The following is a 26,293-nucleotide window of genomic DNA, read 5'->3' as shown; positions in this document are numbered from 1 at the left end:
TCACTGCTTTGCTGCGTTGCCCTGAGCGGCGGTCCGCCGGGTGGAATAGTGCTCGGCGAGCTGCTGATCGCTGCGGGCCTTGAGCTCGTCCAGCCAGGCGACAGGCAGGGCGAAGTTGAGGTTCTGCACGCCAATGCCCACGGCCTGACGCTGGGTGATGCCGAGCAGGTAGCCGTCGGTGTCGAAAAGCCCGCCGCCGCTGGAACCGAGCGAGATCGGCGCGGAGAACTGGATGGCGTCGAGCTGCTTGTCATCGTCATACTGAAGGCGTGAGATCAGTCCGTCTGTCAGCGACATCTCCAGCGCAGCCGGATTGCCGATGGTGACGATGTGCTGGCCGATGACCGGGAGCGTACCTGCGTTGTACCGGACGGCCGGCGCGCTGAACTTCTCGTCGTCGACCGCCAGCAGGCAGAGATCCCGCTCAAGGTCGACCTGATCGAGGCGGGCGGCGAAGCTGTTCTTGCCCTTGATCACCAGCACGGACGCGGCCTGTTTCAGGACATGACAGTTGGTCACCAGCCGGCGCGCGGCAATGACGACGGCAGAGCCCGCGGCAAGCGGCACGCCGCCCTTGTCGGCAGAGCGGACCAGCCAGACGCTGGGCTCGATCTTGCGGAAGAGCTGTTCCGTTTCGAGTGCCGAGGCGGACGTGGCCACGCCGCAGCAGAGCGCGAAGAAGAGGCAGGCTGACAGATCGGGTTTCTTCATTTTGCGGGCTCGGGCGGGAGGATGTCGGCGAGGTCACTCATCTTCATGTTGCTGCGGTTGGGCCGCGCTGCCTTGGCGAACTCGGCTTCGAGGTCAGCCTTCCTGCAATAGGCGCCCTGGTCCTTCGCCGGGATGAGGGTACGCAGTGCACGCCGCTTGACCGGTTTGAGCTCTGTCGGGTCGGTGATGTCGAACAGGATGAAGCCGCAGGAGGTGGCCTCGTTCGCGAAGGCTGTCGCGAGATAGTTTCGTCCGGCTTCAGGCACGAAGGTCATGGCGACGCGGCAGTGCTTCTTGGCCACGTTCCGGTAATGAAAGAGCAGGGTCGAGGGCTCTCCCGCTTTCAGCCGGCTGCTCGCGTTGAAGGCCTTTGTCGCGGTCGCCGAACTGGCGAGCTGATGAGGCCCGGTGCACAGCGCACCATCGTCGAATACATGCAGGAATCCGTTGCCTGCGAGTGCCGGCGAGCGCACCTGGATTTTCGCGCTGGCCGGGCCTTCGGGCGGGGCGACATAGTCGGGCACCTTGACGGGAGTGGGCGCGCAGCCTGCGCTCAGCAGCAGGGCAAGGGCGATCAACAAGGGCGCGATGGGTTTCATGATCTGTTCCGGAGAAGTCTGATCCTGTTCGGGACGCGGTCGGGTGAGCTCAGAGCCTGTGAGCGGCTTTCACCGCCAGATAGCGATTCACCGTTTCGATGGCGAGCTGGTCGGGACTGACATCCAGACACAGCACACCCTCGGCCTGCAGGCGTCGCAGCGTGGCTTCGCGCCGGCGCGCGTAGTCGATGGCGGCTGCCACGCGGGCGGCATCCTCTGCATGACGGATGGATTCCTCGCAGCTGGCATCGAGTACCGATTCGCGCAGGCTGGCGACCAGCACGAGATGGCGCCGGCCGAGCAGGCGGACGGCGCTGAGGAGGTTCTGGTCGTCCTCGTCGCGAAGGTTGGTCATCAGCACCACCAGCGCCCGCTTGCGTTCGCGCAGCAGCAGGGCGCGCGCCGCATGCTCGAAGTCACTGACCTGCAGCGTGGGCTGCAGGTCATAGGTTTCCTGCAGCAGACGGCTCACCGTAGCGGGCGAATGCTGCGCCGGCAGGTAGCGCTCGGGGCCGCCCAGGGTCATCAGACCGACACGATCCCCGTGAGAGAGCGCGACATAGCCCAGCATCAGCACCGCATCCAGCGCATGGTCGAAATGCGAGAGCCCGGCCTGCTCCGGCGTTGGCGCAGCGCTACGCGCGCTCCCCCTGGCGGCGTCGCCCGCCGCGGCCGGCTCCTGATCCCGGGCGCCCATGCGCCGGCCGCAGTCCACCAGCAGGAAAATGCGCTGATCGCGCTCATCCTGGTATTCCCGGGAAATCATCTTGCCCATGCGCGTGGTGGCTTTCCAGTCGATCTGGCGCATGGAGTCTCCCTCGCGATACTCGCGGAGCTGGGAGAAGTCCATGCCCTGGCCACGGCGGCGGCGCTGCTGCAGACCGAAGCGCGCATTGCGGTAATCCACCGCGCGCAGCGCATGGCGCGCCAGCGGCGCGAAGTTCGGGAACACGCGAACGTCCTGTGTCTGACCCGCCTCGAGCTGGCGTTCCCACGCGCCCCAGGCTGAGCGCTGGCGCAGCTGGATGCGGCCGAAAGCGTGGTCACCGCGTGCGAGCGGTCGCAGGCGATAGCGCAGTGCCTGTGCATTCTGCCCGCGCGTGTCGACAGCCGCGGGCAAGCCCTGCTGGGCAAAGGCCGGCGGATGCAGATCGAAGATCTTCACGGCGCCCGGCACGCGTGCCGGCCAGTGCAGGCGCAGCTCTACCGTGCTCCATTCCCCGACCGGCAGCGTGCTCTGGATGACGCGCTGGGCGGCCGGCGGCGCTTCGATGCTGGCGCGCAAGCCATCGACGGCAGCCCAGAGCAGCAGGAGCAGGCCGGCAAACGTATCCAGCGCGCTCAGTGTCGGCAGGAACAGGCTGGCGATCGACAGCGCCAGCCAGGCGGCCAGTGCGGCGAGAAGGGTGCGGGACGGAATCAGCATCGGCTGTGCGGAGGCTTCAGCTGCGGGGCGCGTCGGTTCGCGAGAGCAGCGTGCCGAGCACCTGGTCGACGGAGAGCCCTTCGATTTCAGCTTCGGGGACCAGGCTGATGCGGTGACGCAGGGCGGGCAGTGCCATGCGTTTGACATCGTCGGGGGTGACGAAATCGCGGCCTGCCAGCAGCGCGGAAGCCCGTGCGGCCCGCACAAGTGCGATGGCGCCGCGCGGGCCGGCACCGATCGCGATGCCATTCCATTCGCGCGTGTTGCGCACGATGCGGACGGCATAGTCGAGCACGCTGGCGTCGATCTGCAGGCTGGCGGCGATCTGTTGCAGCGCGATCAGGTGCTCGGGCGTGGCGACCTGCTGCACGGCTTCCACGTCGAGCTTGTCACCGGTGCGGCCGGCACAGGAAGCCGCGACCAGTGCGCGCTCTTCGTCGAGGCTCGGATAGTCGATCAAGACCTTGAGCAGGAAACGGTCGAGCTGGGCTTCGGGCAGCGCGTAGGTGCCTTCCTGCTCGATCGGGTTCTGCGTGGCGAGTACCAGGAAGGGCGGCGGCAGCGGCAGGGTCTTGCCCTCGATGGTGACCTGCGCTTCCTGCATCACTTCGAGCAGTGCGGCCTGGGTCTTGGCTGGCGCCCGGTTGATTTCGTCGGCCAGCACAAGATTGGCGAAAACCGGGCCACGACGGATCACGAACTGGCTGGTCCGGGTGTCGAAAAGCGTGTGGCCGGTGACGTCGGCGGGCATGAGATCGGGGGTGAACTGGATCCGCGAGAACTGGCCGCCGAAGCTTCGTGCGAGCGCCTTGACCAGGAGCGTCTTGCCGAGACCCGGCACGCCTTCAAGCAGGATGTGTCCGCCTGCGATCAGCGCACAGAGCGTGTGTTCGACAACGGACTGCTGGCCGACAAAGACGCGGCCCAGCGCCTGGCGAAGGGCGCCGGCGAGTTCGGTGGCTTGCTGGGGCGTGGTGGGCAGGCTCATGGATGGACTCCGGAGGGACGGGCCAGCTGGCGGCAGCGCTGGCGAAGGGTGGCAAGGGTGCGCGCGTGGCGCAGGAATTCATGGGGGCTGTCCGGTGCGGCGGTGAGGGCCCGCCGGATCTCGGCGGCCGCTATGCCGGATACATGCTCGCCGAGGCGCTCGCGGCTTTCGAGCTCGGGATGGCGATGTGCCAGCGCATCCAGTTGCTGGGCAACGCTCTCGCGCAAGGGTGCAAGCAGGGCTTCATGGCAGCCTTCACGCAGCAGGTACTGACCGCTTGCCGCAAGGTGTTCGCGCAGGCCGGGGCGGCTCGGCAGGGGCTCGGGCAGCAGTGGGCCGAAGCGGGGCATCTGCCGGCGCAGCCACGCGGCAAGCATCAGGGCAGCGATGAACAGCGCCTCCGGCGCATGCTCGAGCAGCCAGCGCCACAGCCCGTCATACGGAGTGAGCGTGATCATCGTGACCGTGCGCGGGCCGTCCGGCAGCGTCATCAGGCGCAGGAAGAGCGCCGCATCATCGTGGAAGTCCAGATGATCGTTGTCGAAGGGTTCAAAGCCGCCGGTGGTGACAAAACCCTTGCCGTAACGGAATCGGGCGAAGAGCAGGAGGTCTTCATTGCTGTCTGCCTCCTGGAGGTGGTCTTCCGGATCCTGGCCTTGCCGCGACGCATCCTCGACCGGATGGAAGGTGTCGTCATCGTCGTCCTTGAAATGGCCGCGGAGGGTGGTTTTCCAGATCAGCCTGTCGGCAGGCAGGCTGGTGTCGAACACGACCGCACCGGGCAGGATCGCGTCGTGCCCGGCCTGTTCGACCTGCAGCCGGCGTACCGGGCTGTTGCCTTCCGAGAGAAAGTTGCTGCCGCCTGGAAGCTGGCCGCGAATCTCCAGACCCAGCGTGTCGAGCAGTGCCTGCCCCTGATCCTCAAGACGCAGGGGGATCACCAGATGCCCACCTGCTTGGAGCCAGTGCAGCAAGGGTTCGCGCACTTCGGGGTCAGCCAGGCGCTCCAGTCCGGTGAGCATGAGCGTCTGCCTGTCCGGCAGGTCGTTGAGCTCATGGGCGCGACGGACGTATTTCGTCTGGATGCCGCTGGCTTCGAGCAGCAGGCGCCCTGCATGCCAGGGATTGGCCAGGGCTTCGGCCGAGGCCTTGCCGCGAATCTGCTCCTCATGCCATTCGAGATGGCGGACGACATAGCCCAGGCCCGCCGCGATGACGAGCAGGATCAGCAGCCACTTGAGCCAGCGACGATTCATGCGCGCCCGCCTTCGAAGGTCCTGCGCCAGTCATGGCACAGGGTTTCGACTTCCTGACTGGCGACCGACTGGTGCGCATAGGCCAGGCGCTGCCAGCAACCGAGCAGACGGGCGAGATAGGGGGCGAGCGCCGGCGCTTGCCGCAGGGTGCGTTCGAGGCAGTCGCCTTCGGTGTCACCACGGCCGAAGACGACCTGGCGCTGGTGGGCCAGGCGCGACAGGCTGCCCCGGAACAGCAGGCTCAGTGCTGCGCGCGTGTCTCCCGCCGCGAGCAGGGCGAGAGCGGATGCCGCCAGGTCGTCCGGCAGCGATTCGGGGCGGATGTCGAATCCTGCCAGTTCGGCAGGTGGCGCCGTGCGCCCGGTGCGTGCGCTGAACCATTCGAAGCGCAGGGCGAGCCAGGCCAGCAGACCGATCGCGGTCAGGATCAGCAGCCAGCCGCCGACCCGCCCGAGCAGTGCGACAAGCTTGCCCACACTGGCCAGACCGTGCTCGATGCTTCGCAGCAGATCGCCCAGCCAGTCGGGCAAGCTGAAGCGTCGCTTCGGGTCCGGCTGATCGTCCTTGCGCCAGCGCAGGCTGCGCACGGTTTCCTCCTGCCCCAGCGAAGGATCCTGCATGACGGCTTCGACCCGGCGGGCCGCGGCGGCAATCTGCTGCTCCCGCAGCTGGGCGCTGTCTGCTGCGAGTGCAGGCGTGGGCGTGAGGGCGCTGCCCAGCCACAGCATGCTGCCGAGCACCAGTGCGGCCAGCCCCTGGCGCAGGCTGTGCTGCCGCGCGAGCTGGCGGAACTGCAGCTCCACATCCCAGGCCTCCAGATCGGTGCGACGTTTGAGATAGAGCGCGAAACCGCCGGCCACATAGAGGGGTTCGAGCAGCAGGCTGCAGAGCAGCAGGGGCCAGTACAGCAGAATCGAAAACCATGCCGGCGCGTTGGTGAAGAGCTGCCAGAGCGTGCGCAAATCCGGCAGGCTGTCGTCCGGCACGATCAGGAACAGCAGGCCGGCCAGGCCGATCCACAGGATCGTTTCGAGATGCAGCCAGACCAGCGTCAGCCAGTTGGCCGCGCTGCCGACGCGCCGCGCAAGCAGGCGTTTGCGTTCGCGCCCGGCCTTGCCGCGCAGACCCTCGAGCTGGTCGACAGGCAGCTGCAGGCTGCGCGCGAGACTGAAACGTCCCCAGGTGAGAGCCGCCAGGAGTCGGGTGCTGCGCAACAGGCCGGGCAGGGCATGCAGCACCTCGCGCAAGGCGGGCTGCTCGCCGAACACTTCACGGCTCAGCACATGCAGGGCAATGCGGTCAAAGGCGGGCTTGAGCCACCACATGATGAGGCTGACCCAGCTGAGTTCGCCCAGCCACCCGCCGAAAACGAGACTCAGCAGCAGCATCACCGGCAGCGTGACGGCAAACCAAGCGGCATAAAGCGGACGCGCCCGGCTCAGCGCGAAGCGCACGCCCAGGTCGATGGCTTCCCAACTGTTGCGCGGGCGCAGGGCGATCGACAGGCGCTCAAGATCCATGGCGCCTCCCTGCAAGCAGGAAATACATCAGCGGTACCAGGATGAGAACGCCGCCCACGCCGATCTTGATCGGAAAGGCCAGGCGCAGCGGCGACCAGAAGGCTTCGATCAGGGCGGCGATTACCAGCATGACGGCCAGTCCGCAGACCATGCCGATGAGCTCGTGCGCTGCGTGGGCAAGCGCCACGCCTCGCCCGAGCTGGCCGGGTGCGAGCAGCGTGAAGCCCAGGCGCAGCCCGGCCGCACCGGACAGGATGATCGCGCCCAGCTCGAAACCGCTGTGGCCGATGACGAATGAATGGAAGTTCTCTCCCAGCCCGGCCTGGATCAGACGCATTTCCACCACCCCGAAATGCAGGCCGTTGCTGACCAGCGCGAAGACCGTCAGCAGTCCGGCGCTGATGCCGCCGGCAAAGCAGCGAAAGGCGATGCTGACGTTGTTGAAGATATAGAAGCCGAACATGTTGAAATCGGTCGAGGCGTCGCGGGCCACACGGCCCAGATGCTGTGCGTCGCTGCTGTACATCTGCTCGTAGTGCGCAAGCTGCTGCGGGTCGAGAACCAGATGCGCGAGATCGGGTTTCAGATGCACCGCCAGCATCATCAGCAATTGCGGACCGAAGAGCAGCAGGAAGGACGCCAGTACCCAGCCGCGATGGGCGCGCACATCGCGCGCGAAGCCCCCTGTGACATAGCGCCAGACCTTGCGGCCAACGCCCCCTTGCAGCCCGTAGAGATGATCGTGGCCGCGCTGGGCGAGCGCGTGCAGGCGTTCGACCAGCGAGAGGCCGTATTCCCGGTCGCGGGCCAGCGCGAGTTGCTGGCACAGATGCCGGTAGCGTTGCGGCAACTCTTGCGACGGGAAAGGCGCGTGGCGTGCGTCGCGCTGCCGCTTGGGCAGGGCCCGGTAATCGAGCCAGGCTTCGAACACGTCCCATTCTGCCGCGTGCAGGCGCTCGAATCCTTCCTGTTTCATGCCTGTCTTCCCGCCACGTGGTTGGCGAGGCCGAGCAGGCGTGCCGCACCCTGAGGGCCGCTAGGGGCCCTGGCAAGATGGGGCAGGAGCGCTGCCAGCTCTTCCTGCCGGGCTGGCGTGAGGGCAGGTGCCCGCTCCGCGAAGGCCAGCAAGGCGCGTTGCGTCGCCCGGTCAAGCGGCATGTGCGGTGTCAGCACTGCTTCATGCGCCGGATGCGCGCGCAACACGGGTTTCTCGCGATAGACCACCAGCGTGCCGGCCACGATGTCGCCGATGCGGCGGAACTCGCGATGCAGCAGCATGGAGACGATGCCGCAGCCGTAGGCGAAGGGCAGCAGGTCAGCCGTACGCAGCAGGTTGCGCGCGAGCGAGGCACTCCAGCCGACCGGTGTGCCATTGTCATGAACGACGATCAGCCCCAGCGTTTTCTTGCCCGGTGTGGCGCCGCCACGCCAGACTTCGAAGAAGACCGGATAGAACCAGTCGATCAGGAAGTAGCCCAGCAGCCACAGACCACTGCCCGCCCTGCCCAGATTGCTGAGGAAGGTGCCGAGCGCGATCAGCAGCGCGGCCCGGATGACGAAATCGATGCACCAGGCGAGCCCGCGTGGCAGCAGGCCGGCCGGGCGCAACTGGAGTTCGATCAGTTCGGGCGTGGTGACGTGACGGAGGGTGTCGAGCATGAAGGCAGGCCCCTGTCAGCGCAGGGGCCGGAAATCACTCTTCGAAATAGATGTCGCGATAGCCTGCGTAGACCGAGGCGGACAGCATCGGCATGACGACCAGAAGACCCAGCAGCAGCGGTATGGCGCCGATGATGAGCAGGAACAGCGCGCCCAGACCATATAGGAGGCCGGCCAGCGGATTGCGCCAGCACCCCCAGAAGCTCGCTTTCATTGCTTCCATCGGAGCCAGGTTCTGCAGGCAGATCAGGGCGGGTGCAAACCACAGCACCGACCACAGCACGCATCCGATGACCAGCATCAGCACGACCGCCAGCACGATGCCGCCGATCGAGAAAGCGCCGAGTGAGGGCAAGGCCGAAGCACCGAAGATGACCCCGAAAAAGCTCAGACCGAAGAGCAGCAGCAGCGGAATCATCGTCGCGAAGGACAGGCCGATCGAGATGAGTCCGACCAGGGCCAGCGGGCCGAGTTTTTCCCGGAACCCGGCGAAGAGATCACCGATGGCGAGGCTTCCGGTCTGACGCTGGTTTTCGCAGGCAATCATGATGCCGCCGGTGAAGACCGGGAAGATGATCCCTGCCAGGAAATTCACGCCCGGAATGATCGACAGCACGAACCAGAGGACGCCGAACACCAGGCTCAGGGCGATCCAGTTGAGCGCGCTCTGGGTGAAGAAGCGCCAGCCCGTGGCCAGCCAGCCCAGCCCATTGCCTGCCGGTACACGACGACCGCCGGGGATGAAGCTGCTGTTTTCGGTGGCGATCCGCTCGTCTTCGATGACGGCCGCTGGCGGCGTGTAGGGATTGTGTTCCGTGCTGCTCATCAGTGCGTGCTCCCGGGTCTTGCGTTGTCGTTGGTCCGGCTGTTGTTGGATGGCTTGCCGGGCATGTCGCAGCATGACTGATCTGCATGTCATGACGCAACCATACTTTGCCTGAAGGCGCGGGTTTGCGGCTCAGGGGGTGTTCTGGCGCCACGGCACATGGCCGCTCGCGACCAGCGGGGCCGCCGTATCCAGATGAACCGTCTGGTCGTCGAAGAAGATGTGCGCGCCGAAAGCCGCAAGCACTTCATGCTTGCTGACGCCCCCGAGGAAGAAGGCTTCGTCGACGCTCACATCCCAGTTGCGCAGGGTGTGCACGACGCGCGCATGCGCCGGGCTGGAGCGTGCGGTCACGATGGCGATGCGTACCGGGCAGCGCTCGGCGGGGAATTGTTTCTGCAGCGCGGCAAGCAGCTTGAGCAGACGGGCGAACGGCCCTTCCTGCATGGCTTCCAGCCGGTGGGCGCGCTCGTGTGCTTCGAAGGCAGCGAGCCCTTGCGCCTTGTAGATGGCTTCGGACTCATGCGAGAAGAGCACGGCGTCTCCGTCGAAGGCAATGCGGATCTGGTCCTGCGCATGACAGGGGTTGGCAGGCGGCGCATAGAGCCGGGCTGCTGCAATGCCGGCATTGATGCCGGCCTGGACGTCTTCCTCCGAGCGGGAGAGGAACAGGTCCACCTTGAACGCGTGCAGGTAGGACGCGATCGGTTTGCCGCCGGAGAATGCCGCGCGGGTGATCGGCAGGCCGTGATGCTCGATGCTGTTGAACACTCGCAGGCCGGTGTCCGGCGAGTTGCGCGACATCAGGACGACCTCCACCAGCTGTCTGCCGGGAGACAGTGCGTTAAGCCCCAGCAGGGCCTTGACGAGCGGTCCGGCGGTGCCGAATCCGAGCGGGGCGTCTTCGTGCTCGAGTTGCCATTGCCGGTAGCGCTCCACGCCCTGCTGTTCGTAGATCGCGTTTTCGGTTTCGAGGTCGAACAGGGCGCGCGAGGAAATGCCGATGACAAGCTTGTCGGTGAGATCGAAGGGCATGCGGTGTGGCCGGGAGACGCCCGGCAGCCGGGGGTTCAGATCGGAGGATTGTGCCTGCGCTGCTCGATCCAGGCCAGGATTTCGCCGGCGGGCATCGGTCGGGCGATGCCGTAACCCTGACCGAGCAGACAGCCGATGTCCACCAGGCGGCGGATGTGCTCGGCGGATTCGACGCCCTCTGCGATGACCTTGCGCTGAAAGGCTTGCGCGAGGCTGGTTACAGCCACCACGATGGCCTGATCGTCGGGGTCGGTGAGCATGTTGATGACAAAGCTCTTGTCGATCTTGAGCCGGTCGGCCGGCAGGCGCTTGAGGTGCGTGAGCGAAGAGTAGCCGGTGCCGAAGTCATCGAGCGCGATGGTGAGCCCCAGCGCCTTGCATTCGCGCAGGGTGTCGACGGCGCGGTTCATGTCGTCGATGGCGGCGGTTTCGAGGATCTCGAGATCGAGGCAGGCCGGCGGAATATGCGGATGGCTTTGCAGTGCGGTGCGCAGGTCGGCGCAGAAATCCGGATGCAGCAGATGATGCACCGAGATGTTGACGCCGACGGTGAGCCGGAGCCCCTCCACGCGCCAGGCTTCGATCCGGTCCAGCGCCTGTTCGATGACCCACTTGCCGAGAACGCGGCTGAACTTCTCGCTGTGCAGCGCCTGCCAGAAACTTTCGGGGGCCAGCAGGCCGCGCTCCGGGTGATGCCAGCGGATCAGGGCTTCGACGCCGATGACGTCGCCACTCAAGAGGTTGATCTGCGGCTGGTAGTAGAGCTCGAATTCGTCCCGCTCGAGCGCGCGCGACACTTCGTCAAGCTGGTGATGGATGCTGAGCAGGCTGCTCTCCGCCTGCGGATCGAAAAACAGGATGCCCTTGCGACCCGAATTCTTGACCTTGTACATCATGTGGTCCGCATGGCGGATGACGGTATCGGCCGTGGTCTGACTGTCCTGGATCAGCGCGACGCCGATGCTGGCCGTCACGCTGACGCTCACGCTGCCTGCATCAACCTCGAGCGTGATGGGTTCGCACAGGATCCGGCTGATGCGGCCGAGCATGATCTCGCAGGAGACCAGGTCGTGCATGTCGGTCAGCAGCAGGGCGAACTCATCACCGCCGAGGCGGGCGGCCGTGTCGGTGACACGCAGGGCGTGGGTCAGCCGCTCGGCCACGCGGATGAGCACCTTGTCTCCGGCGGCATGACCCCAGGTGTCGTTGATCGGCTTGAAGTTGTCGAGATCGATGTAGGCCAGCGCGGAGACGAGCGACTCCCGCGTGTAGCGATTGATCACCTGCTGCAGCCGGTCGACGAGCAGGGTGCGGCTGGCGAGGGTGGTCAGCGCGTCGTAGTAGGCCATGTCATGCAGGCGCTTTTCGAGCGCGGCGCGATGCATGGCGCCCGTTACCGACTGCATCAGGCGACCATTGTCGAGCTGGCCCTTGGTGAGATAGTCGCTGATGCCGGCGCGCACTGCGGCCCCCGCGATTTCTTCGTCACCCAGGCCGGTCACCATGATGGTGGCGCAGAAGCGGGGGACGACGGCTCTCACCTGGTCGAGCAACTCCAGGCCAGTGAGGTGGCCCAGGCGATAGTCCACGATCATGCAGTCGAAGGGTTGGCGTCGCAGCAGATCCATGGTGTCGGCCGGGCCGCTGGCCTCCGCGACATGCATGGTCGGATCACTGCTGAGCAGCATGCGGCGGACCCGCTCGCGATCAACGTCGTCATCATCGACGATCAGCAGGTGCAATCCGGATTCCGGGCTTCCCATGGCGAACCTCGCGATGCGTTCAGATCGGCAGGCACACCGACTGGTGGTAGGCGTCCATCAGTTTGATCAGATGTCTGAACTGTGGACCGGCGGCGGATTTCACCAGATAGCCTGCAATGTTCTCGTGGTAGGCGCGGCTGCGGTCCTTGTCCGAGTCCGAGGTGCTGAGCACGAAGACTACGGTGTCCCGCAGCTGCTCGTCGCTGCGCAGGTTCTCGAGAAACTCGAAGCCGTTCATGCGCGGCATGTTGAGGTCCAGCAGCACGATCAAGGGTTTGCGGATGCTGCGGGTGGGATGCCGGCTGCTGAGGATGTCGAGCGCTTCCGAGCCGTCTTCGGCGCAGACCGTGTCTATGGGCAGATCGTTGCGCGCGAAGCTGCGGATCACCGCTTCGCGCGCGACATCGTCGTCATCAACCAGCAGGACATTGATTCGGGTTTGCATCGCTGACGTCCTTGCGAAGGAATCGGGGCCACCAGACGTGGAAAGTCACGCCGCGCCGGCCGGTGTTGGCGGTGACGCTGAGGCGGCCGCCATGGCTTTCCGTCATCCGCCGGGACACGGCAAGTCCGATGCCGGTGCCACCGTCCGCGGCGTTGTTGAGGGTCTGGAACAGTTTGAAAATGCGTTCGTGTGCCTGGGCCGGAATGCCCGGACCATCGTCGCAGACCGTGATGTGGCAGAAACTGCCATCGTTTTCGGCGCGGACTTCGATGTGCCCGCTTGGCTGGTCGTGATGCTTGATGGCGTTGCCGATCAGATTCCGCAGCACCGTTTCCAGCGGCGTCAGGCTGCCGGTGAAGCGGCTGGCGCTGATCTGGCGCGTGAGACTGAAACCGGGCGGAAGGCTGCTGAGCTCTTCGATCCGGTCCAGCATCGAGGGCAGGTCGATCAGGCTGGTTTCGCCGGTATTCCGCCCGGCCCGCGCATAGGCCAGCAGGTTGTCGATCAGCTGCTCCATGCGGCGCACGCGGAGCGTGATGCGCTCGAAGTTGCGCAGCACGTCGGCCGAGACGCCTTCGCCGAGATCTTCCTGGACCCAATTGAGCAAATCGCCGATGCCGCGCAGCGGGGAGCGCAGGTCATGCGAGGCGACGTAGGTGAACTCCTCGAGATTCGTGTTGACCCGGCGAAGGTCCAGCTCCATTTTCTTGCGCTCGGTGATGTCGATCACCGCCGCCAGCGTGCAGGCTTCGCCCTCGATCTCGATGGGGCTCAGACCGATCTCGACGGGGAACTCGCTTCCGTCCCGGTGCTGTGCGGTCAGGTCTCGTCCCGGACCCATCCTGCGGATTTCAGGCGAGCTTTCATAGGCCGCGCGAAGCGCGATGTGCGCGCTGCGATAGCGCTCCGGCAGCAGCATCTCGATCGACTGGCCTTCGAGCGCCGCCTTGTCATAGCCGAACATGACCGGAAGATGCCGATTGACGAGCATGATCCGGCCGCGGCTGTTCATGATCAGGATGCCGTAGGGGGCGCTGTCGACCATCTGGCGAAACAGGAGGTCCGCCTTGCGCGCTGCGCTGACGTCGACCAGGGTTGCCAGCACCCGCAGGCCGTCCGGCGTATTGAGCGGATTGAGTCCGATCTCGATCGGAATTTCCGAGCCATCCGCGCGCCGCGCGAAGAGCGCCTGGCCGGCGCCCATCGTGCGGCGTGCAGGGGCTTTCATGAAGCGGGCGATGAGCAGCGCATGCTGCGGGCGCAGCCGCTCGGGCAGGAGGTGGTCGAGCGATGAATCAACCAGGCTTGCCGTGTCGTACTGGAGCAGGCGGCCGAGTTCTTCATTCACGGCGCGGATCACGCCGCATTCATCGATGACGAGCGCGCCGGCCGGAATCGCGTCGATGAGCGTGCGCAGGGCCACGCTGTCGAGCGTGGCAGGCGCTTGCACTTCTCCCATGGCGACTCCTCCTGCACAAGACTGAACCGTCGGGAAAGCCGGAAATGGTTCATCCGTTCGCTAACGGATGGCACTGCCGGGCCTTGAGACGGGCGCGATGGCGCCGCCGGCAGGCTGGAGGGAGCCCGCGCTGTCGCGACGCTTGCTGCTCAAGGTACAGGCTGAAGCCGGTGTCGCTCCGCCTTCAGGGAATGAGACGCAGTGATTTTCCCGTAAGTCGGTAAAGCCATTTCCCGCAGCAGGGTCAGCCGCCGCGGCACCGGGTTCAGTGCTCCAACCGGTGTTTGCGGGCTACTTCATGCTCGTCGAGCAGCTGGAGCAGGGTTGCGTAACGGCGCTCGTCAAAGTGGCCGGTTTCGCGCGCCTGGCGTATCGCGCAATCGGGTTCGCGGATATGGCCGCAATCCCGGAAACGGCAACTGCCCAGCAGATCACGGATTTCAGGGAAGCCGCATTCGATCTCGTTGCGGCCGAGGTGCGCCAGACCAAAACTCTGCAGGCCGGGGCTGTCGATCAGCGCGCCGCTTTCATTCTCCGCGGCGGGCAGGGGATAGAGGCGGGCATGGGTCGTGGTGTGCTTGCCGGAATCCAGCACCACCGAAATCTCGCGCGTGCGGGCGTCCGCTTCGGGGATCAGGGCATTGGTCAGCGTGGATTTGCCCATGCCGGATTGCCCGACCAGCAGGCTGATGTGCCCGCCCAGTCGCGCCCGCAAGGTGCCCACATCGCCTTTTGCCGAGAGCTCGAGCACTTCATGCCCTGCCCGAGTGAAGACTTCGAGCTGGCTGCGTGCCCTGTCGAGGCCTGCCGGGATGTCGCATTTGTTGAGGAGGATCAGCGCCGGGATGTCCTGGGCGTCGGCCGCCACCAGGCAACGGGTTACCAGTTCGTCCGAAAAGCCCGGCTCAGTGGCGACAACCACCACGACCTGGGTCACGTTGGCGGCGATAAGTTTCTCTTTCCACTGATCCGCCCGGTAGAACAGGCTGGTCCGCTCGCCGATCTTCTCGATCACGCCCTGGTCGGCGCTGGTCAGCGCGAGCTCGACCAGGTCTCCGCAGGCCACTTCGCTTTTCTTTGCGCGCGGTACACAGAGCAGTTCGCGGCCATCGTCCAGGCGCACGGCATATTGGCGCCCGAAGGCGGCGACCACCCTGCCGATCAGCCGGGCGCTCATGCCGCGGCTTTCAGGTGAGCGATGCGGATGGCGGCGGGCGGATGCGAATCGTAGAACAGCGAATGCAGGGGGTCGGGCGTCAGCGTGGAAGCGTTGTCGCGGTAGAGCTTCACGAGTGCCGATACGAGGTCGTCGGCGCGGGCGTGGGCTACCGCATAGGCGTCTGCCTCGAACTCATGCTTGCGTGACCAGTAGCTCATCAGTGGCGTGAGCGGGAAGGTGAAGGGCGCGAGCAGCAGCGAGAACAGGATCAGGGTGAGTGCTTCGCTGCGACTGCTGACGCCAAGGCCGTTGAAGAACGCGTCCTGCTGACCCAGCCAGCCCAGCAAGGCGAACAGGATGAAGGAGAGCAGCGCAAACACTGCCACGCGCTGAACGATATGGCGATGCTTGAAATGTCCCAGCTCATGGGCCAGTACCGCTTCGACCTCGTCCGGATTGAGTGTTTCGAGCAGCGTGTCATAGAAGACGATGCGCTTGGCAGCGCCGAAGCCGGTGAAATAGGCGTTGCCGTGCCCGCTCCGGCGGGAGCCGTCCATCACGAACAGCCCCTTGGCGCGAAATCCGCAGCGGCTCAGCAGCTGGGTAACCCGGGCGGCCAGGGCTTCGTCCTTGAGCGGTTCGAACTTGTTGAAGAGTGGCGCAATGAAGACGGGGTAGATGACCATCGCGGCCAGATTGAAAGCGATCAGCACGCCCCAGGTCCAGATCCACCAGTGGGCCCCCATGCTGCGCATGAGCCAGAGCACACACCACAGCAGTGGCGCTCCGATCAGCACCGAGATCAGGGTGCTTTTCGCGAGGTCGCTCAGAAAGAGCGCGGCGGTCGTCTTGTTGAATCCGAAACGCGCCTCGAGCGAGAAGGTGTAATAGAGCGAGCCGGGCAGCTCCCACAGAAAGCCGCTGACCGACAGCAGGCCGAAGAGTGCGATACCGTGCCAGAGTCCGGTCGGATCGAACACGGTCGACACGGTGTCATGCATCAGCTGCAGACCGCCTCCCAGGGTCAGCAACAGCACCCAGACAAGGCCCCAGGCCAGATCGAAGCGGCCATGACGTCCCTTTGCGAGCGTGTAATCCGCCGCCTTCTGGTGTGAGGCCAGATCGATCCCGCCTGCGAACTCCACCGGCACCGCGTCCCGGTGTCCACGTACATGTGCCGCCTGGCGCAGGCTCAGCCACAGCCGGATGCCACTGGACAGCAGCAGCGCGGAAAGAAACAGGGCGGTCATCGTGAGGTGTGTCATCCGGGAGGTCTGCGACGGGAAAGTGGAGGAGGACGTGCGAGAATCCGCGCTTTGAAAGCGCTGGAGGATTATATGGCACAGGACGCCAACAGCCTGGTCTGGTTGGATATGGAAATGACCGGGCTCGAGCCCGATCGGGACCGGATCATCGAGATCGCCATGATCGTGACCGACGTGAATCTCGAAGTCATTGCGGAGAGCCCGGTCATCGCGGTTCATCAGTCCGACGCGGTACTGGATGCGATGGATGACTGGAACAAGAACACGCATGGCAAGTCCGGCCTGATTGACCGCGTGCGTGCCTCAAGCGTGGATGAGGCGGCTGCCGAAGCCCTCTATCTTGAGTGGATGCAGCAATACGTGCCCAAGCGCAGCACGCCGATGTGCGGCAACACCATCGGACAGGATCGCCGCTTCATGGCGCGCTACATGCCGACACTGGAAGCCTGGTTCCATTACCGGAACCTGGATGTCTCCACGCTCAAGGAACTGGCGCGTCGCTGGAACCCTGCCGTGTTCGCCGGCGTGAAAAAGAGCGATGCCCATACGGCCCTGGCTGATATACGCGAGTCGATCGAGGAACTGAAATACTACCGTGCGCATTTTTTGAAGCTTCCCGAATAAAAGTTTTGACACGCGGAAAAATATCTCTATAATGCGCAGCTCTTCAGGCGCGTAGCTCAGCTGGTTAGAGCACCACCTTGACATGGTGGGGGTCGTTGGTTCGAGTCCAATCGCGCCTACCAAATTCCTGAAGGGGAATGCAAAGATGTTTCGAACTACCACGACTCTGATTGCTTGTTAAGCGCATCGAGTCGCGCATTCCCGGTAGAAGACTGAAAAAGTGCGGCTCACCCCGCACTTTTTTTTTGTCTTTTCCTCCTGCATCCGCGAGGCCCCAGTCATGCCGAATATCACGCTCCCCGACGGCTCAGTCCGCAGTTTTGAATCTCCTGTTTCGGTAGCGCAGGTCGCCGCGTCGATCGGTGCCGGTCTTGCCAAGGCCGCGTTGGCGGGCAAGGTTGATGGGCGTCTGGTCGATACGTCGCATGTCATGAGCGAGGATTCGGCGCTTGCGATCGTTACCGAGAAAGATGCTGACGGGCTTGAAGTCATCCGCCATTCAACCGCGCACTTGCTGGCGTATGCGGTGAAGGAGCTCTTTCCCGAGGCGCAGGTCACCATTGGTCCGGTCATCGAGAATGGCTTCTACTATGACTTCGCCTACTCGCGTCCCTTTACGCCGGAAGATCTGCAGGCGATCGAAAAGCGCATGGCCGAACTGTCGAAAAAGGACATCGGCATCAGTCGCGAAGAGTGGGATCGGGATGATGCAGTGAAGTTCTTCACCGGTCTCGGTGAAAAGTACAAGGCCGAGCTGATTGCGGCCATTCCTGCCGGCCAGACGATTTCGCTCTATCGCGAAGGGGATTTCATCGACCTCTGTCGTGGTCCTCACGTGCCTTCGACCGGCAAGCTCAAGCATTTCAAGCTGATGAAGGTGGCCGGAGCCTACTGGCGGGGAGATGCCAAAAACGAGCAGCTTCAGCGCATTTACGGCACAGCTTGGGCGAAGAAGGAAGAGCTTGAGGCTTACCTTCATATGCTTGAAGAGGCCGAGAAGCGTGACCATCGTCGCCTCGGGCGGCAGCTGGATCTGTTTCACATGCAGGACGAAGCGCCAGGCATGGTCTTCTGGCACCCCAAGGGCTGGACGCTCTGGCAGGCTGTTGAGCAGTACATGCGCGCCCGTCTGAATGCTGCTGGCTATCAGGAAGTCCGCACGCCCATGGTGATGGACCGCACGCTGTGGGAAAAATCCGGGCACTGGGAGAACTACCGCGACAACATGTTCACAACCGAGTCGGAAAAGCGCGACTACGCAGTGAAACCGATGAACTGTCCGGGGCATGTCCAGATCTTCAACAATGACTTGCGTTCCTATCGCGATCTGCCGCTGCGTCTGGCTGAGTTTGGCTCCTGTCATCGTAACGAGCCGTCCGGTGCACTGCATGGTCTGATGCGCGTCCGCGGTTTTGTGCAGGACGATGCGCACATCTTTGCCACCGAAGATCAGATCGAATCAGAGGCCATGGCCTTTGATGCGCTGCTGATGAGTGTGTACAAGGATTTCGGTTTTCATGATGTGGCGGTCAAGCTGGCACTGCGTCCGGAAAAGCGGGCCGGGTCGGATGAAATCTGGGACAAGGCTGAAGATGGTTTGCGCGCTGCGCTGCGTGCTTCCGGCAAGGAATGGGAAGAGCTGCCTGGCGAGGGAGCCTTCTACGGACCGAAGGTTGAGTACCACATCAAGGACGCGCTGGGGCGTTCCTGGCAGTGCGGCACCATCCAGCTCGATTTCGTTCTGCCGGAGCGGCTCGGTGCGGAATATGTGGCCGAGGACAACACCCGGCGGCGTCCGGTCATGCTTCACCGTGCCATTCTCGGGTCACTTGAGCGTTTCCTCGGGATTCTCATCGAAAACCATGGTGGAGCCTTCCCGTTGTGGCTTGCGCCGACCCAGGCCGTGATCATGAATATCTCCGAGGCGCAGTCGGAATACGTCGCCCAGCTAACCGCCGACCTGCGGCGTCAGGGCTTCCGTGTTGAATCCGATTTGCGGAACGAGAAAATTACCTATAAAATCCGCGAACATAGCTTGCAAAAGCTGCCCTACCTGCTTGTTGTCGGCGACAAGGAAAAAGAAGCCGGCAAGGTCGCTGTGAGAATGCGCGGCGGTCAGGATCTGGGGCAAATTTCCATCACGGAATTGGTCGAGCGCTGGCGCGGTGAGCTTGAAGCTCGCGGCGGCAACGCTTAGTTTTTGTTTTTTTGGAGGTTTCTGCCATAGCTCAGGAAAAGAACTCGCATCGCATCAACCGTGAAATCGGTGTGCCAGAGGTGCGGCTGGTAGGTGAAGACGGCGAAGCACTGGGTGTTGTTCCGACGCATCAGGCTCTGGCCATGGCGGAAGAAGCGGAAGTCGATCTGGTTGAGATCGCACCGCAGGCGAAGCCGCCGGTTTGCCGCCTGATGGATTACGGCAAGTTCAAGTACCAGGAGCAGAAGCGGGCTCACGAGGCCAAGCAGAAGCAGAAACAGATCCAGGTCAAGGAAGTCAAGCTGCGTCCGCAGACGGACGAGAATGACTACCAGATCAAGATGCGCAACATGGTTCGCTTTCTGGAAGAAGGCGACAAGGTCAAGGTCACGCTGCGTTATCGTGGTCGTGAAATGGCTCACCAGGAGTTTGGTATCCGCCAGCTTGAGCGGATCAAGGCGGATCTGGTCGAGCTTGCAGTCGTCGAGCAGTTCCCGAAGCTTGAAGGGCGCCAGCTGATCATGGTGATCGCCCCCAAGAAGAAGGCCTGAAGAATCGGGTGACACCCTCGGGTGTCGCCGGGGGTGCAGCAGCCCCGCCAGTTCATCGGCACTGCTGCAAAACAAGTGGTATCCCGGTAGTCAAAGCATCCCGTCAGGGGTCACCAGGTACCACATCTAAAATCGTTGGAGTATCAAATGCCCAAGATGAAAACCAAGAGCGGCGCTGCCAAGCGCTTCAAGGTTCGTGCGGGTGGCAGCGTCAAGCGCGGCCAGGCGTTCAAGCGCCACATCCTGACCAAGAAGACCACCAAGGCCAAGCGCCATCTGCGTGGTGTGACGGGTGTTCATGACACCGATACGGCACGCGTTACCGCGATGATGCCTTACGCTTGATCAGGAAGGAGATAAAACATGCCTCGCGTTAAACGTGGTGTAACGGCTCGCGCCCGTCACAAGAAAGTCCTCGACAAAGCCAAGGGTTACCGCGGCCGTCGCAAGAACGTCTACCGTATCGCCAAAGAAGCGGTGATGAAGGCCGGTCAGTATGCCTACCGTGACCGTCGTCAGCGCAAGCGTCAGTTCCGTGCCCTGTGGATTGCCCGTATCAACGCGGCAGCCCGTGAAGTCGGTCTGACCTACAGCCGCTTCATGAACGGTCTGAAGAAGGCTGCGATCGAAGTCGACCGCAAGGTTCTGGCTGATCTGGCTGTGTTTGACAAGCCCGCTTTTGCGGCGCTGGCCAATCAAGCCAAGGCACAGCTCGGCGCCTGAGCTGTACGGAAGTAAAGAAAGGAGGCGCAAGCCTCCTTTTTTCTTTTATGGCCCGTGCAAGACGGGTCCTTGAACTGAAGAATTGCGGGTGTTGGCGTGGAAAACCTCGATCAAATGCTCAGGGATGCTGAAGTGGCTTTTGCTGCCGCAGCGGACATGAATGCACTGGAACAGGCCAAGGCGGTTTTCCTTGGCAAGAGCGGCAGCTTGACCGAATTGCTCAAGGGACTTGGCAAGCTGGATCCGGAAACGCGCAAAAGCGCGGGCGCTGCGATCAATCGCTGCAAGGCTTCCATCGAGGGTGTGCTGGAGGCTCGGCGCGAAGCTTTGCGCAATGCGCAGCTTGAAGCCCAGCTCGCAGCCGAAGCGCTCGATGTGACGCTGCCCGGTCGTGGTGCCGGGCGTGGTGGTCTTCACCCTGTTGTACGCACCCAGGAGCGTTTCGAGGCGCTTTTCCGATCCATCGGTTTCGAAGTGGCAGACGGCCCCGAAATCGAAGAGGACTGGTTCAATTTCACCGCGCTGAATACGCCGGACAATCACCCCGCACGCTCGATGCATGACACCTTCTATCTCGAGGGTGCCAAGGATGTTCTGCTGCGTACCCACACGAGCCCGGTGCAGATCCGTACCATGAAGGCTCACGCGGCACGCCATGCCGGCGCTGCCTCGATGCCCGAGCTGCGCATCATTGCGCCCGGCCGTGTGTATCGCGTGGATTCGGACGCCACCCATTCGCCCATGTTCCATCAGGTTGAAGGCCTGTGGGTCGGCGAGGACATTTCGTTCGCGGCGCTTAAGGGCGTGATCATCGATTTCCTGCAGCGTTTCTTCGAAACCGATGAATTGCAGGTGCGTTTCCGCCCGTCATTTTTCCCATTTACCGAGCCCTCTGCAGAAATCGATTTTGCGTTCATGAGTGGCCCGAACAAGGGGCGTTGGCTCGAAATCGCCGGCTGCGGCATGGTCCATCCCGACGTGCTGAGAAACGGCGGTATCGATCCTTCCCGCTATACCGGTTTTGCTTTCGGCATGGGGCTGGATCGCCTCACCATGCTGCGCTACGGCGTCAATGACCTGCGCTTGTTCTTCGAGAATGACCTGCGCTTCCTTGCCCAATTCCAGGATTGATGAATCATGCAGTTTTCTGAAAGCTGGTTGCGTGCCCTGTGTAATCCACCCATGGATTCGGACGCGCTCTGTCATCTGCTGACCATGGCGGGCCTCGAAGTGGAAGAGGTCGAAGCTGTGGCGCCGCCTTTCACCGGTGTGGTGGTGGCCCGGATCGTCTCCTTCGAAAAGCACCCCAATGCAGACAAGCTGAAGGTGTGTGCGGTTGATGTGGGACAGGGCGAGCTGCTCCAGATCGTTTGCGGTGCGCCGAACGTGGTGGCCGGAATGAAGGCGCCGTGCGCCATGGTGGGCGCAAAGCTGCCGGGTTTCGAAATCAAGGCCGCCAAGCTTCGGGGTACGGAATCTTTCGGCATGATGTGCTCGGCAGATGAACTCGGCATGAGTCAGGCGCATGATGGCCTCATGGTGCTGCCTGAAGATGCGCCGGTCGGCGCCAATCTGCGCGAGTTCCTGTCGCTTGATGACAGGAAGATCACCATCAAGCTGACGCCCAATCGTGCCGACTGCCTGAGCCTGACGGGCGTGGCGAGAGAGCTTGCCGCGCTTACCGGTGTTCCGGCCCAGCTTACCCCGCCGCGCGACGTTCTCGCCACGCTTGATGAGACCCGGCCCGTGCAACTGGATGCGCCCCAGGCTTGTCCGCGTTATCTCAGTCGTGTCTTCCGGGGCGTGAACGCGAAGGCTCCGACACCTGACTGGATGAGAGCCAGGCTCGAGCGTTGCGGTCTGCGCTCGATCAGCGCGGTTGTCGACATCACGAACTATGTGATGCTTGAACTCGGGCAGCCCCTGCATGCCTTCGACAACGATCAGCTTTCCGGTGCGATCCATGTCCGTCTTCCGCTTGCGAATGAGCAGATCACCCTGCTGAACGGGCAGGCAGTTCAGCCGGCTGCCGATACGCTGCTGATTGCCGACGAAATCCGGCCGCTTGCGCTTGCCGGCGTCATGGGCGGCGACAGCAGTGGCGTGACCGACGATACGACGGCCGTATTTCTGGAGTCCGCCTTTTTCCAGCCGGACGCCATTGTCGGGCGCGCTCGCGAACTTGGTTTTTCTTCAGACGCGTCGCATCGCTACGAGCGCGGTGTCGACTTCGAACTGCCTTCCCGCGCCATGGCGCGGGCAAGCCAGTTGCTGCTGGATATCTGCGGCGGCGCAGCGGGCCCGGTTATCGAAGCGGTTTCGAGTGCTCACCTGCCGCAACGCGCTGCGGTCATGTTCAGGCCTTCGCGTGCCCGCAAGGTGCTGGGCTTCGAAGTTGCGGACGATGTCATCAAGGCTTCGCTGGAGCGCCTTGGCATGACTGTTTCCGGAGAAGGTGATGTCCTCAGCATTACACCGCCGAGCTACCGTTTCGACATCTCGATCGAGGAGGATCTGATCGAGGAGGTCGCCCGTGTCTATGGCTATGACAACATCAAGCCGCTGCCGCCGCGGGCGCCGGTCACGATGCTGCCCAGCACCGAGCACCAGCGGCCGGTTCATCGTGTGCGTCGCCAGCTTGCCGCGCAGGATTATCAGGAAATCATTTCCTACGCTTTCGTCGAAGAAGCCTGGGAGCGGGATTTCGCCGGCAATACGAAGCCTGTTCGGCTCGCCAATCCCATCGCCAGCCAGATGAGCGTGATGCGTTCGAGCTTGCTGGGAGGGCTCGTTGGTGCGCTGGAGTCCAATCAGCGGCGTCGCGCCAATCGTGTCCGGCTCTTCGAGGTCGGTCGTTGCTTTGCGTCCGATGCCGCGCAGGCGCCGGTCAGTGCGGCCTCTCAACCCGTCCGCGTCGCAGGTCTTGCCTGGGGGCTGGCGCTGCCGGAGCAGTGGGCTGCGGATTCCCGCAAGGTCGATTTCTTCGATGTGAAGCACGATGTGGAACTGCTGCTCGGCAAACGTGTCGAATTCGTCGCTGACACGCATCCGGGCCTGCACCCCGGCCGCTGCGCGCGGATAATGCTGGGGCAGGTCGTGGCCGGGTATATGGGGGAACTGCATCCCGCGCTCGTGCAACGATATGGCCTCGGCAGCGCGCCGGTTGTCTTTGAACTCGAGCTGGAGATCGTACTCGCGGCGACTGTGCCCGCATTTGTCGATCTGCCCCGCCATCCGTCGGTTCAGCGTGACCTCGCGATCGTGGTAAAGAATACGGTGACGGCAGCGGAGTTGTTGCGTGTCCTGCGTGCTGCAGGGAAAGACATCGTGCGTGCGATCGACGTGTTTGACGTCTATTCGGGAAAGGGGATCGATCCGGACAGCAGGAGTATTGCGCTGCGCGCAGTGCTGCAGCATCCTGAGCGCACTCTCGAAGAGGCGGAGATCGACAATGCCATGCGTGCGCTGGTGAGCGCCGCCGAACGTGAGCTGGGAGGGCAGTTGCGTGCCTGAAGTAATGAAGAATGGCGGCGTAACGCTGACCAAGGCGGAACTGGCTGACCTGCTTTTTGATCGCGTAGGTCTCAACAAACGCGAAGCCAAGGACATGGTCGAAGGTTTCTTCGAAGAGATCAGGAACGCGCTGGAACGCGGCGAGGAAGTGAAACTTTCCGGATTCGGAAATTTCCAGCTTCGCGACAAGCCCCAGCGTCCCGGTCGCAATCCGAAGACTGGCGAGGAAATCCCGATTACCGCGAGGCGGGTCGTGACTTTCCATGCCAGCCAGAAACTGAAGACCTCAGTCGAACAACTCAGTGATGGACAACAACCCGCTTGAAGATTTCGGAGAACTTCCGCCCATTCCCGCCAAACGGTATTTCACGATTGGCGAGGTCAGCGAGCTGTGCGGCGTCAAGCCGCATGTCCTGCGCTACTGGGAGCAGGAGTTCACCCAGCTCAAGCCGGTCAAGCGTACGGGTAACAGACGCTACTACCAGCGGCATGAAGTGCTTCTCGTGCGCCGGATTCGCGAGCTGCTGTATCGCGAAGGATTCACCATCAGTGGTGCGCGCAACAGGCTGGAGGAGTACCAGATCCTGAAGCGCGAAACTGACGAACTGGTCGAACGCGGCAAAGCCAGTAACGCTCAGATTCGTACCGAGCTTGAAGAGATTCTGGCCATCCTGCGAGCGTGAAGTCTCAAAAAATATGGCAAGACACTGGAAAATCCGGAAAGTCCTGCTATAATTTCGTTTCTGTGTCGGGGCGTAGCGCAGCCTGGTAGCGCACTTGCATGGGGTGCAAGGGGTCGCGAGTTCGAATCCCGCCGCCCCGACCAACAGAATCAAGCATCTAGGCCACTCTTGCGAGTGGCCTTTTTGTTTTTGGGTCTGCAAGCTTGCGGGCCGCCATGCCCCCCTTTTGGTGACTCTCGGGCTGTGATCCGGGTTTTGCCGGAGGATCCGGTGTCCGAAGTCGTCCTGTCGGGTTTTCCGGGTTTGCTTCCAGTCATCGTTTGTCTAGGTTTGGGCGCCTTCGCGCTGAACGCCGGTTGGAGCGGGTCTGTCGCCGCTGCCTTGTCCCGCGATGTACCGGGCGTTCTTGCTTTGGGTACAGGCGGGCGATGAGCGTTTGCGCTTTGATCATTTCGCCGGCGATTCACTCTGGCAAGCAGGGTCTGCTTCCGCTTTCAGGTGGCAGGCGAGCGATCCGGACTGCTGGCTCCAGCGTTTTGATTGCCAGAGCCTGAATCCTGACGACTTTCATCCCGGCACTTTTTTCTGCCTGATCGCCCCCGGCTTGCTGCAGGCACCGGAGCACTGCTGCGCGCACCATAATCGTTCCTGTTTTCACTCGATTGGTGCGCGCAATCGTTTGCGCAAACGATTTCCTCGGCTCAAAGCGAGTTGACGTAATTTCCCGGGAGCGCATTCCGCCAGGAGGCAATTGCTCGGCCGGCACGCTCACGACTGTCGGCCGGGAGGAAAGAGGCTTTCGCCGCGTTGAGCATCAACTGGCTCGCTTCGTCCGCTTCCAGGCCGAGATGCTCATGCAGACGACGAAACTCGTCGCTCAGTGTGACACCTGACATCAGCCGGTTGTCGGTCGAACAGGAGACTGAAAGCCCCGCCCGCAGCATGGCCAGGATGGGGTGAGCGGCCAGCGAGGGCGCAGCGCCGGTATGCACGTTGCTGCTCGGGCAGACCTCGAAATGCAGGCCGAGGCGGCGGGCTTCTTCCAGCCAGGCCTCGCCTTCCGTGGGGGAGGGGGCTTTCATGATGTTTACGCCATGCCCGATGCGGGTCGCGCCCAATGCGGCTGCTTCGAGAACCCTGATGCCCGCATCGGCTTCGCCGGCGTGGCAGGTCAGGCCCAGGCCTGCTTCACCTGCCAGCTTCAGCGCGGATGCGTGCAGACCGGGTGGATAGCCGAACTCGGCTCCGGCCAGATCGAAACCGACAACGCCTTGACCCTGATAGCCGCCAGCAATCCGCGCTGCGCGCAACGAGGATTCTGCGCTGTCGGTGCGCATTGCGCAGACGATCAGGCCACTTTCAAGGCTGCTGCGTGCGAGACCGGCGCACACCGCTTCAATGACCGCTTCGGGGGCCAGGCCAAAAGGCTCAAGCAGCAGTGGCGCCATGCGGAACTCGGCCAGCACGCAACCATCGAGGCGGGCGTCTTCGGCCGCCTCGAAAGCCACGCGTTCGCAGGCATCCAGTGTTGCTATGGCATTCACGGTGAGCGCAAAGCCCTGCAGGTAACGCACCAGACTGCCGGAGTCGGCATTGGCCTGCATCCAGGCGGCCAGCGCGGGGGCGTCGGGGGCGGGCAGGGGGATGCCCTGCGCAGTGCAGAGCTCCAGCAGGGTTTGTGGGCGCAGGCCGCCGTCCAGGTGTTCGTGCAGCAGAACCTTGGGCAGGCCTTGCCAGTCAGTCAGGGTATTCATGGGAGTCCTTTGAACAGTCACGCCTCGTCCGGGCGCTGGAAGCTCCCCGAGCAGTTTTCGGGCCAGCGCTGTCATGCATCTGTCACGAAAGTTGGCATGCCGTGTGCTTATACTTTGTCGCATGCAAACGTTTGCAG

The 26,293-nt window shown here is 63.2% G+C and carries 25 protein-coding genes and 2 tRNA genes; 11 read left to right on the top strand and 16 right to left on the bottom strand.

Annotation, left to right across the window (positions count from 1 at the left end; translation table 11 throughout):
• The 15 genes from ABDB87_RS00685 to ABDB87_RS00615 all read right to left on the bottom strand — a co-directional run bounded on the left by ABDB87_RS00685 (nt 1) and on the right by ABDB87_RS00615 (nt 16,111).
• Entirely contained in the window at nt 1-711 is a 711-nt protein-coding gene (locus ABDB87_RS00685; protein ID WP_345923157.1) for a S1 family peptidase, read from the bottom strand.
• Nucleotides 708-1,310, bottom strand: coding sequence for a hypothetical protein (locus ABDB87_RS00680; protein ID WP_345923155.1), 603 nt, complete (start codon nt 1,308-1,310; stop codon nt 708-710). Before ABDB87_RS00680 ends, ABDB87_RS00685 begins: the two co-directional genes overlap by 4 nt.
• A gap of 49 nt (nt 1,311-1,359) precedes the next feature.
• Nucleotides 1,360-2,736, bottom strand: a complete 1,377-nt coding sequence (locus ABDB87_RS00675; protein WP_345923154.1) for a DUF58 domain-containing protein — start codon at nt 2,734-2,736, stop codon at nt 1,360-1,362.
• Nucleotides 2,737-2,752: 16 nt separating this feature from the next.
• A complete protein-coding gene (locus ABDB87_RS00670; protein ID WP_345923151.1) occupies nt 2,753-3,724 on the bottom strand; it encodes an AAA family ATPase in 972 nt (323 codons plus the stop codon).
• On the bottom strand, nt 3,721-4,980 hold the full coding sequence (locus ABDB87_RS00665; protein WP_345923149.1) for a DUF4350 domain-containing protein: 1,260 nt from the start codon (nt 4,978-4,980) through the stop codon (nt 3,721-3,723). The genes ABDB87_RS00670 and ABDB87_RS00665 overlap by 4 nt, the downstream gene beginning before the upstream one ends.
• Nucleotides 4,977-6,500 carry a DUF4129 domain-containing protein gene (locus tag ABDB87_RS00660; protein ID WP_345923147.1) on the bottom strand — a complete coding sequence of 508 codons (1,524 nt, stop codon included), beginning with the start codon at nt 6,498-6,500 and terminating at the stop codon, nt 4,977-4,979. The genes ABDB87_RS00665 and ABDB87_RS00660 overlap by 4 nt, the downstream gene beginning before the upstream one ends.
• A complete protein-coding gene (locus tag ABDB87_RS00655) occupies nt 6,490-7,476 on the bottom strand; it encodes a stage II sporulation protein M (RefSeq protein WP_345923144.1) in 987 nt (328 codons plus the stop codon). The genes ABDB87_RS00660 and ABDB87_RS00655 overlap by 11 nt, the downstream gene beginning before the upstream one ends.
• On the bottom strand, nt 7,473-8,159 hold the full coding sequence (locus ABDB87_RS00650) for an RDD family protein (protein WP_345923143.1): 687 nt from the start codon (nt 8,157-8,159) through the stop codon (nt 7,473-7,475). The genes ABDB87_RS00655 and ABDB87_RS00650 overlap by 4 nt, the downstream gene beginning before the upstream one ends.
• A 34-nt stretch (nt 8,160-8,193) precedes the next feature.
• Nucleotides 8,194-8,985 (bottom strand): BPSS1780 family membrane protein, encoded by a 792-nt coding sequence (locus ABDB87_RS00645; RefSeq protein WP_345923142.1) that lies wholly within the window; start codon nt 8,983-8,985, stop codon nt 8,194-8,196.
• Nucleotides 8,986-9,117: 132 nt separating this feature from the next.
• The gene (locus ABDB87_RS00640) at nt 9,118-10,020 is read right to left on the bottom strand and encodes a 5'-nucleotidase (RefSeq protein ID WP_345923140.1); all 903 of its coding nucleotides are present in this window, start codon (nt 10,018-10,020) and stop codon (nt 9,118-9,120) included.
• Between the two features lie 35 nt (nt 10,021-10,055).
• Entirely contained in the window at nt 10,056-11,762 is a 1,707-nt protein-coding gene (locus tag ABDB87_RS00635) for a putative bifunctional diguanylate cyclase/phosphodiesterase (protein ID WP_345923138.1), read from the bottom strand.
• 40 nt (nt 11,763-11,802) lie between these two features.
• Complete coding sequence (locus ABDB87_RS00630; RefSeq protein ID WP_345923136.1) at nt 11,803-12,228, bottom strand: response regulator; 426 nt, start codon at nt 12,226-12,228, stop codon at nt 11,803-11,805.
• Nucleotides 12,197-13,687 carry a sensor histidine kinase gene (locus ABDB87_RS00625; RefSeq protein ID WP_345923135.1) on the bottom strand — a complete coding sequence of 497 codons (1,491 nt, stop codon included), beginning with the start codon at nt 13,685-13,687 and terminating at the stop codon, nt 12,197-12,199. The genes ABDB87_RS00630 and ABDB87_RS00625 overlap by 32 nt, the downstream gene beginning before the upstream one ends.
• A 265-nt stretch (nt 13,688-13,952) precedes the next feature.
• Nucleotides 13,953-14,864, bottom strand: a complete 912-nt coding sequence (gene rsgA / locus ABDB87_RS00620) for a ribosome small subunit-dependent GTPase A (protein WP_345923134.1) — start codon at nt 14,862-14,864, stop codon at nt 13,953-13,955.
• Entirely contained in the window at nt 14,861-16,111 is a 1,251-nt protein-coding gene (locus tag ABDB87_RS00615) for a M48 family metallopeptidase (protein ID WP_345923132.1), read from the bottom strand. The genes rsgA and ABDB87_RS00615 overlap by 4 nt, the downstream gene beginning before the upstream one ends.
• A gap of 72 nt (nt 16,112-16,183) precedes the next feature.
• Here ABDB87_RS00615 and orn point away from each other — a divergent pair, with 72 nt between their 5' ends.
• From orn to ABDB87_RS00560, 11 genes are all read left to right on the top strand, one after another.
• Nucleotides 16,184-16,735, top strand: coding sequence for an oligoribonuclease (gene orn / locus ABDB87_RS00610; protein WP_345923130.1), 552 nt, complete (start codon nt 16,184-16,186; stop codon nt 16,733-16,735).
• A gap of 45 nt (nt 16,736-16,780) precedes the next feature.
• Nucleotides 16,781-16,857 (top strand) — tRNA-Val (locus ABDB87_RS00605).
• Between the two features lie 158 nt (nt 16,858-17,015).
• Nucleotides 17,016-18,932: a threonine--tRNA ligase gene (gene thrS / locus ABDB87_RS00600; protein WP_345923128.1), complete on the top strand. Its 1,917-nt coding sequence runs from the start codon at nt 17,016-17,018 to the stop codon at nt 18,930-18,932.
• 11 nt (nt 18,933-18,943) lie between these two features.
• Nucleotides 18,944-19,483, top strand: a complete 540-nt coding sequence (gene infC / locus ABDB87_RS00595; RefSeq protein ID WP_428715113.1) for a translation initiation factor IF-3 — start codon at nt 18,944-18,946, stop codon at nt 19,481-19,483.
• 147 nt (nt 19,484-19,630) lie between these two features.
• The gene (rpmI, locus tag ABDB87_RS00590) at nt 19,631-19,828 is read left to right on the top strand and encodes a 50S ribosomal protein L35 (RefSeq protein WP_345923127.1); all 198 of its coding nucleotides are present in this window, start codon (nt 19,631-19,633) and stop codon (nt 19,826-19,828) included.
• An 18-nt stretch (nt 19,829-19,846) separates the two neighbouring features.
• Complete coding sequence (gene rplT, locus ABDB87_RS00585) at nt 19,847-20,206, top strand: 50S ribosomal protein L20 (RefSeq protein WP_101944211.1); 360 nt, start codon at nt 19,847-19,849, stop codon at nt 20,204-20,206.
• A gap of 96 nt (nt 20,207-20,302) precedes the next feature.
• Nucleotides 20,303-21,337 carry a phenylalanine--tRNA ligase subunit alpha gene (pheS, locus tag ABDB87_RS00580; protein WP_345923123.1) on the top strand — a complete coding sequence of 345 codons (1,035 nt, stop codon included), beginning with the start codon at nt 20,303-20,305 and terminating at the stop codon, nt 21,335-21,337.
• Nucleotides 21,338-21,343: 6 nt separating this feature from the next.
• Entirely contained in the window at nt 21,344-23,719 is a 2,376-nt protein-coding gene (gene pheT / locus ABDB87_RS00575) for a phenylalanine--tRNA ligase subunit beta (protein ID WP_345923121.1), read from the top strand.
• Nucleotides 23,720-23,723: 4 nt separating this feature from the next.
• Nucleotides 23,724-24,044: an integration host factor subunit alpha gene (locus ABDB87_RS00570; protein WP_345924647.1), complete on the top strand. Its 321-nt coding sequence runs from the start codon at nt 23,724-23,726 to the stop codon at nt 24,042-24,044.
• Nucleotides 24,025-24,402, top strand: coding sequence for a MerR family transcriptional regulator (locus ABDB87_RS00565; protein WP_345923119.1), 378 nt, complete (start codon nt 24,025-24,027; stop codon nt 24,400-24,402). Before ABDB87_RS00570 ends, ABDB87_RS00565 begins: the two co-directional genes overlap by 20 nt.
• A gap of 66 nt (nt 24,403-24,468) precedes the next feature.
• Nucleotides 24,469-24,545, top strand: a tRNA-Pro gene (locus ABDB87_RS00560).
• 558 nt (nt 24,546-25,103) lie between these two features.
• Here ABDB87_RS00560 and add read toward each other — a convergent pair.
• Nucleotides 25,104-26,156, bottom strand: coding sequence for an adenosine deaminase (gene add, locus ABDB87_RS00555; RefSeq protein ID WP_345923116.1), 1,053 nt, complete (start codon nt 26,154-26,156; stop codon nt 25,104-25,106).
• Between the last annotated feature and the right edge of the window lie 137 nt (nt 26,157-26,293).

The sequence above is a fragment of the Uliginosibacterium paludis genome (assembly GCF_039631355.1).
Classification (GTDB): Bacteria; Pseudomonadota; Gammaproteobacteria; order Burkholderiales; family Rhodocyclaceae; genus Uliginosibacterium; species Uliginosibacterium paludis.
This window is presented reverse-complemented; position numbering and strand designations above follow the sequence as displayed.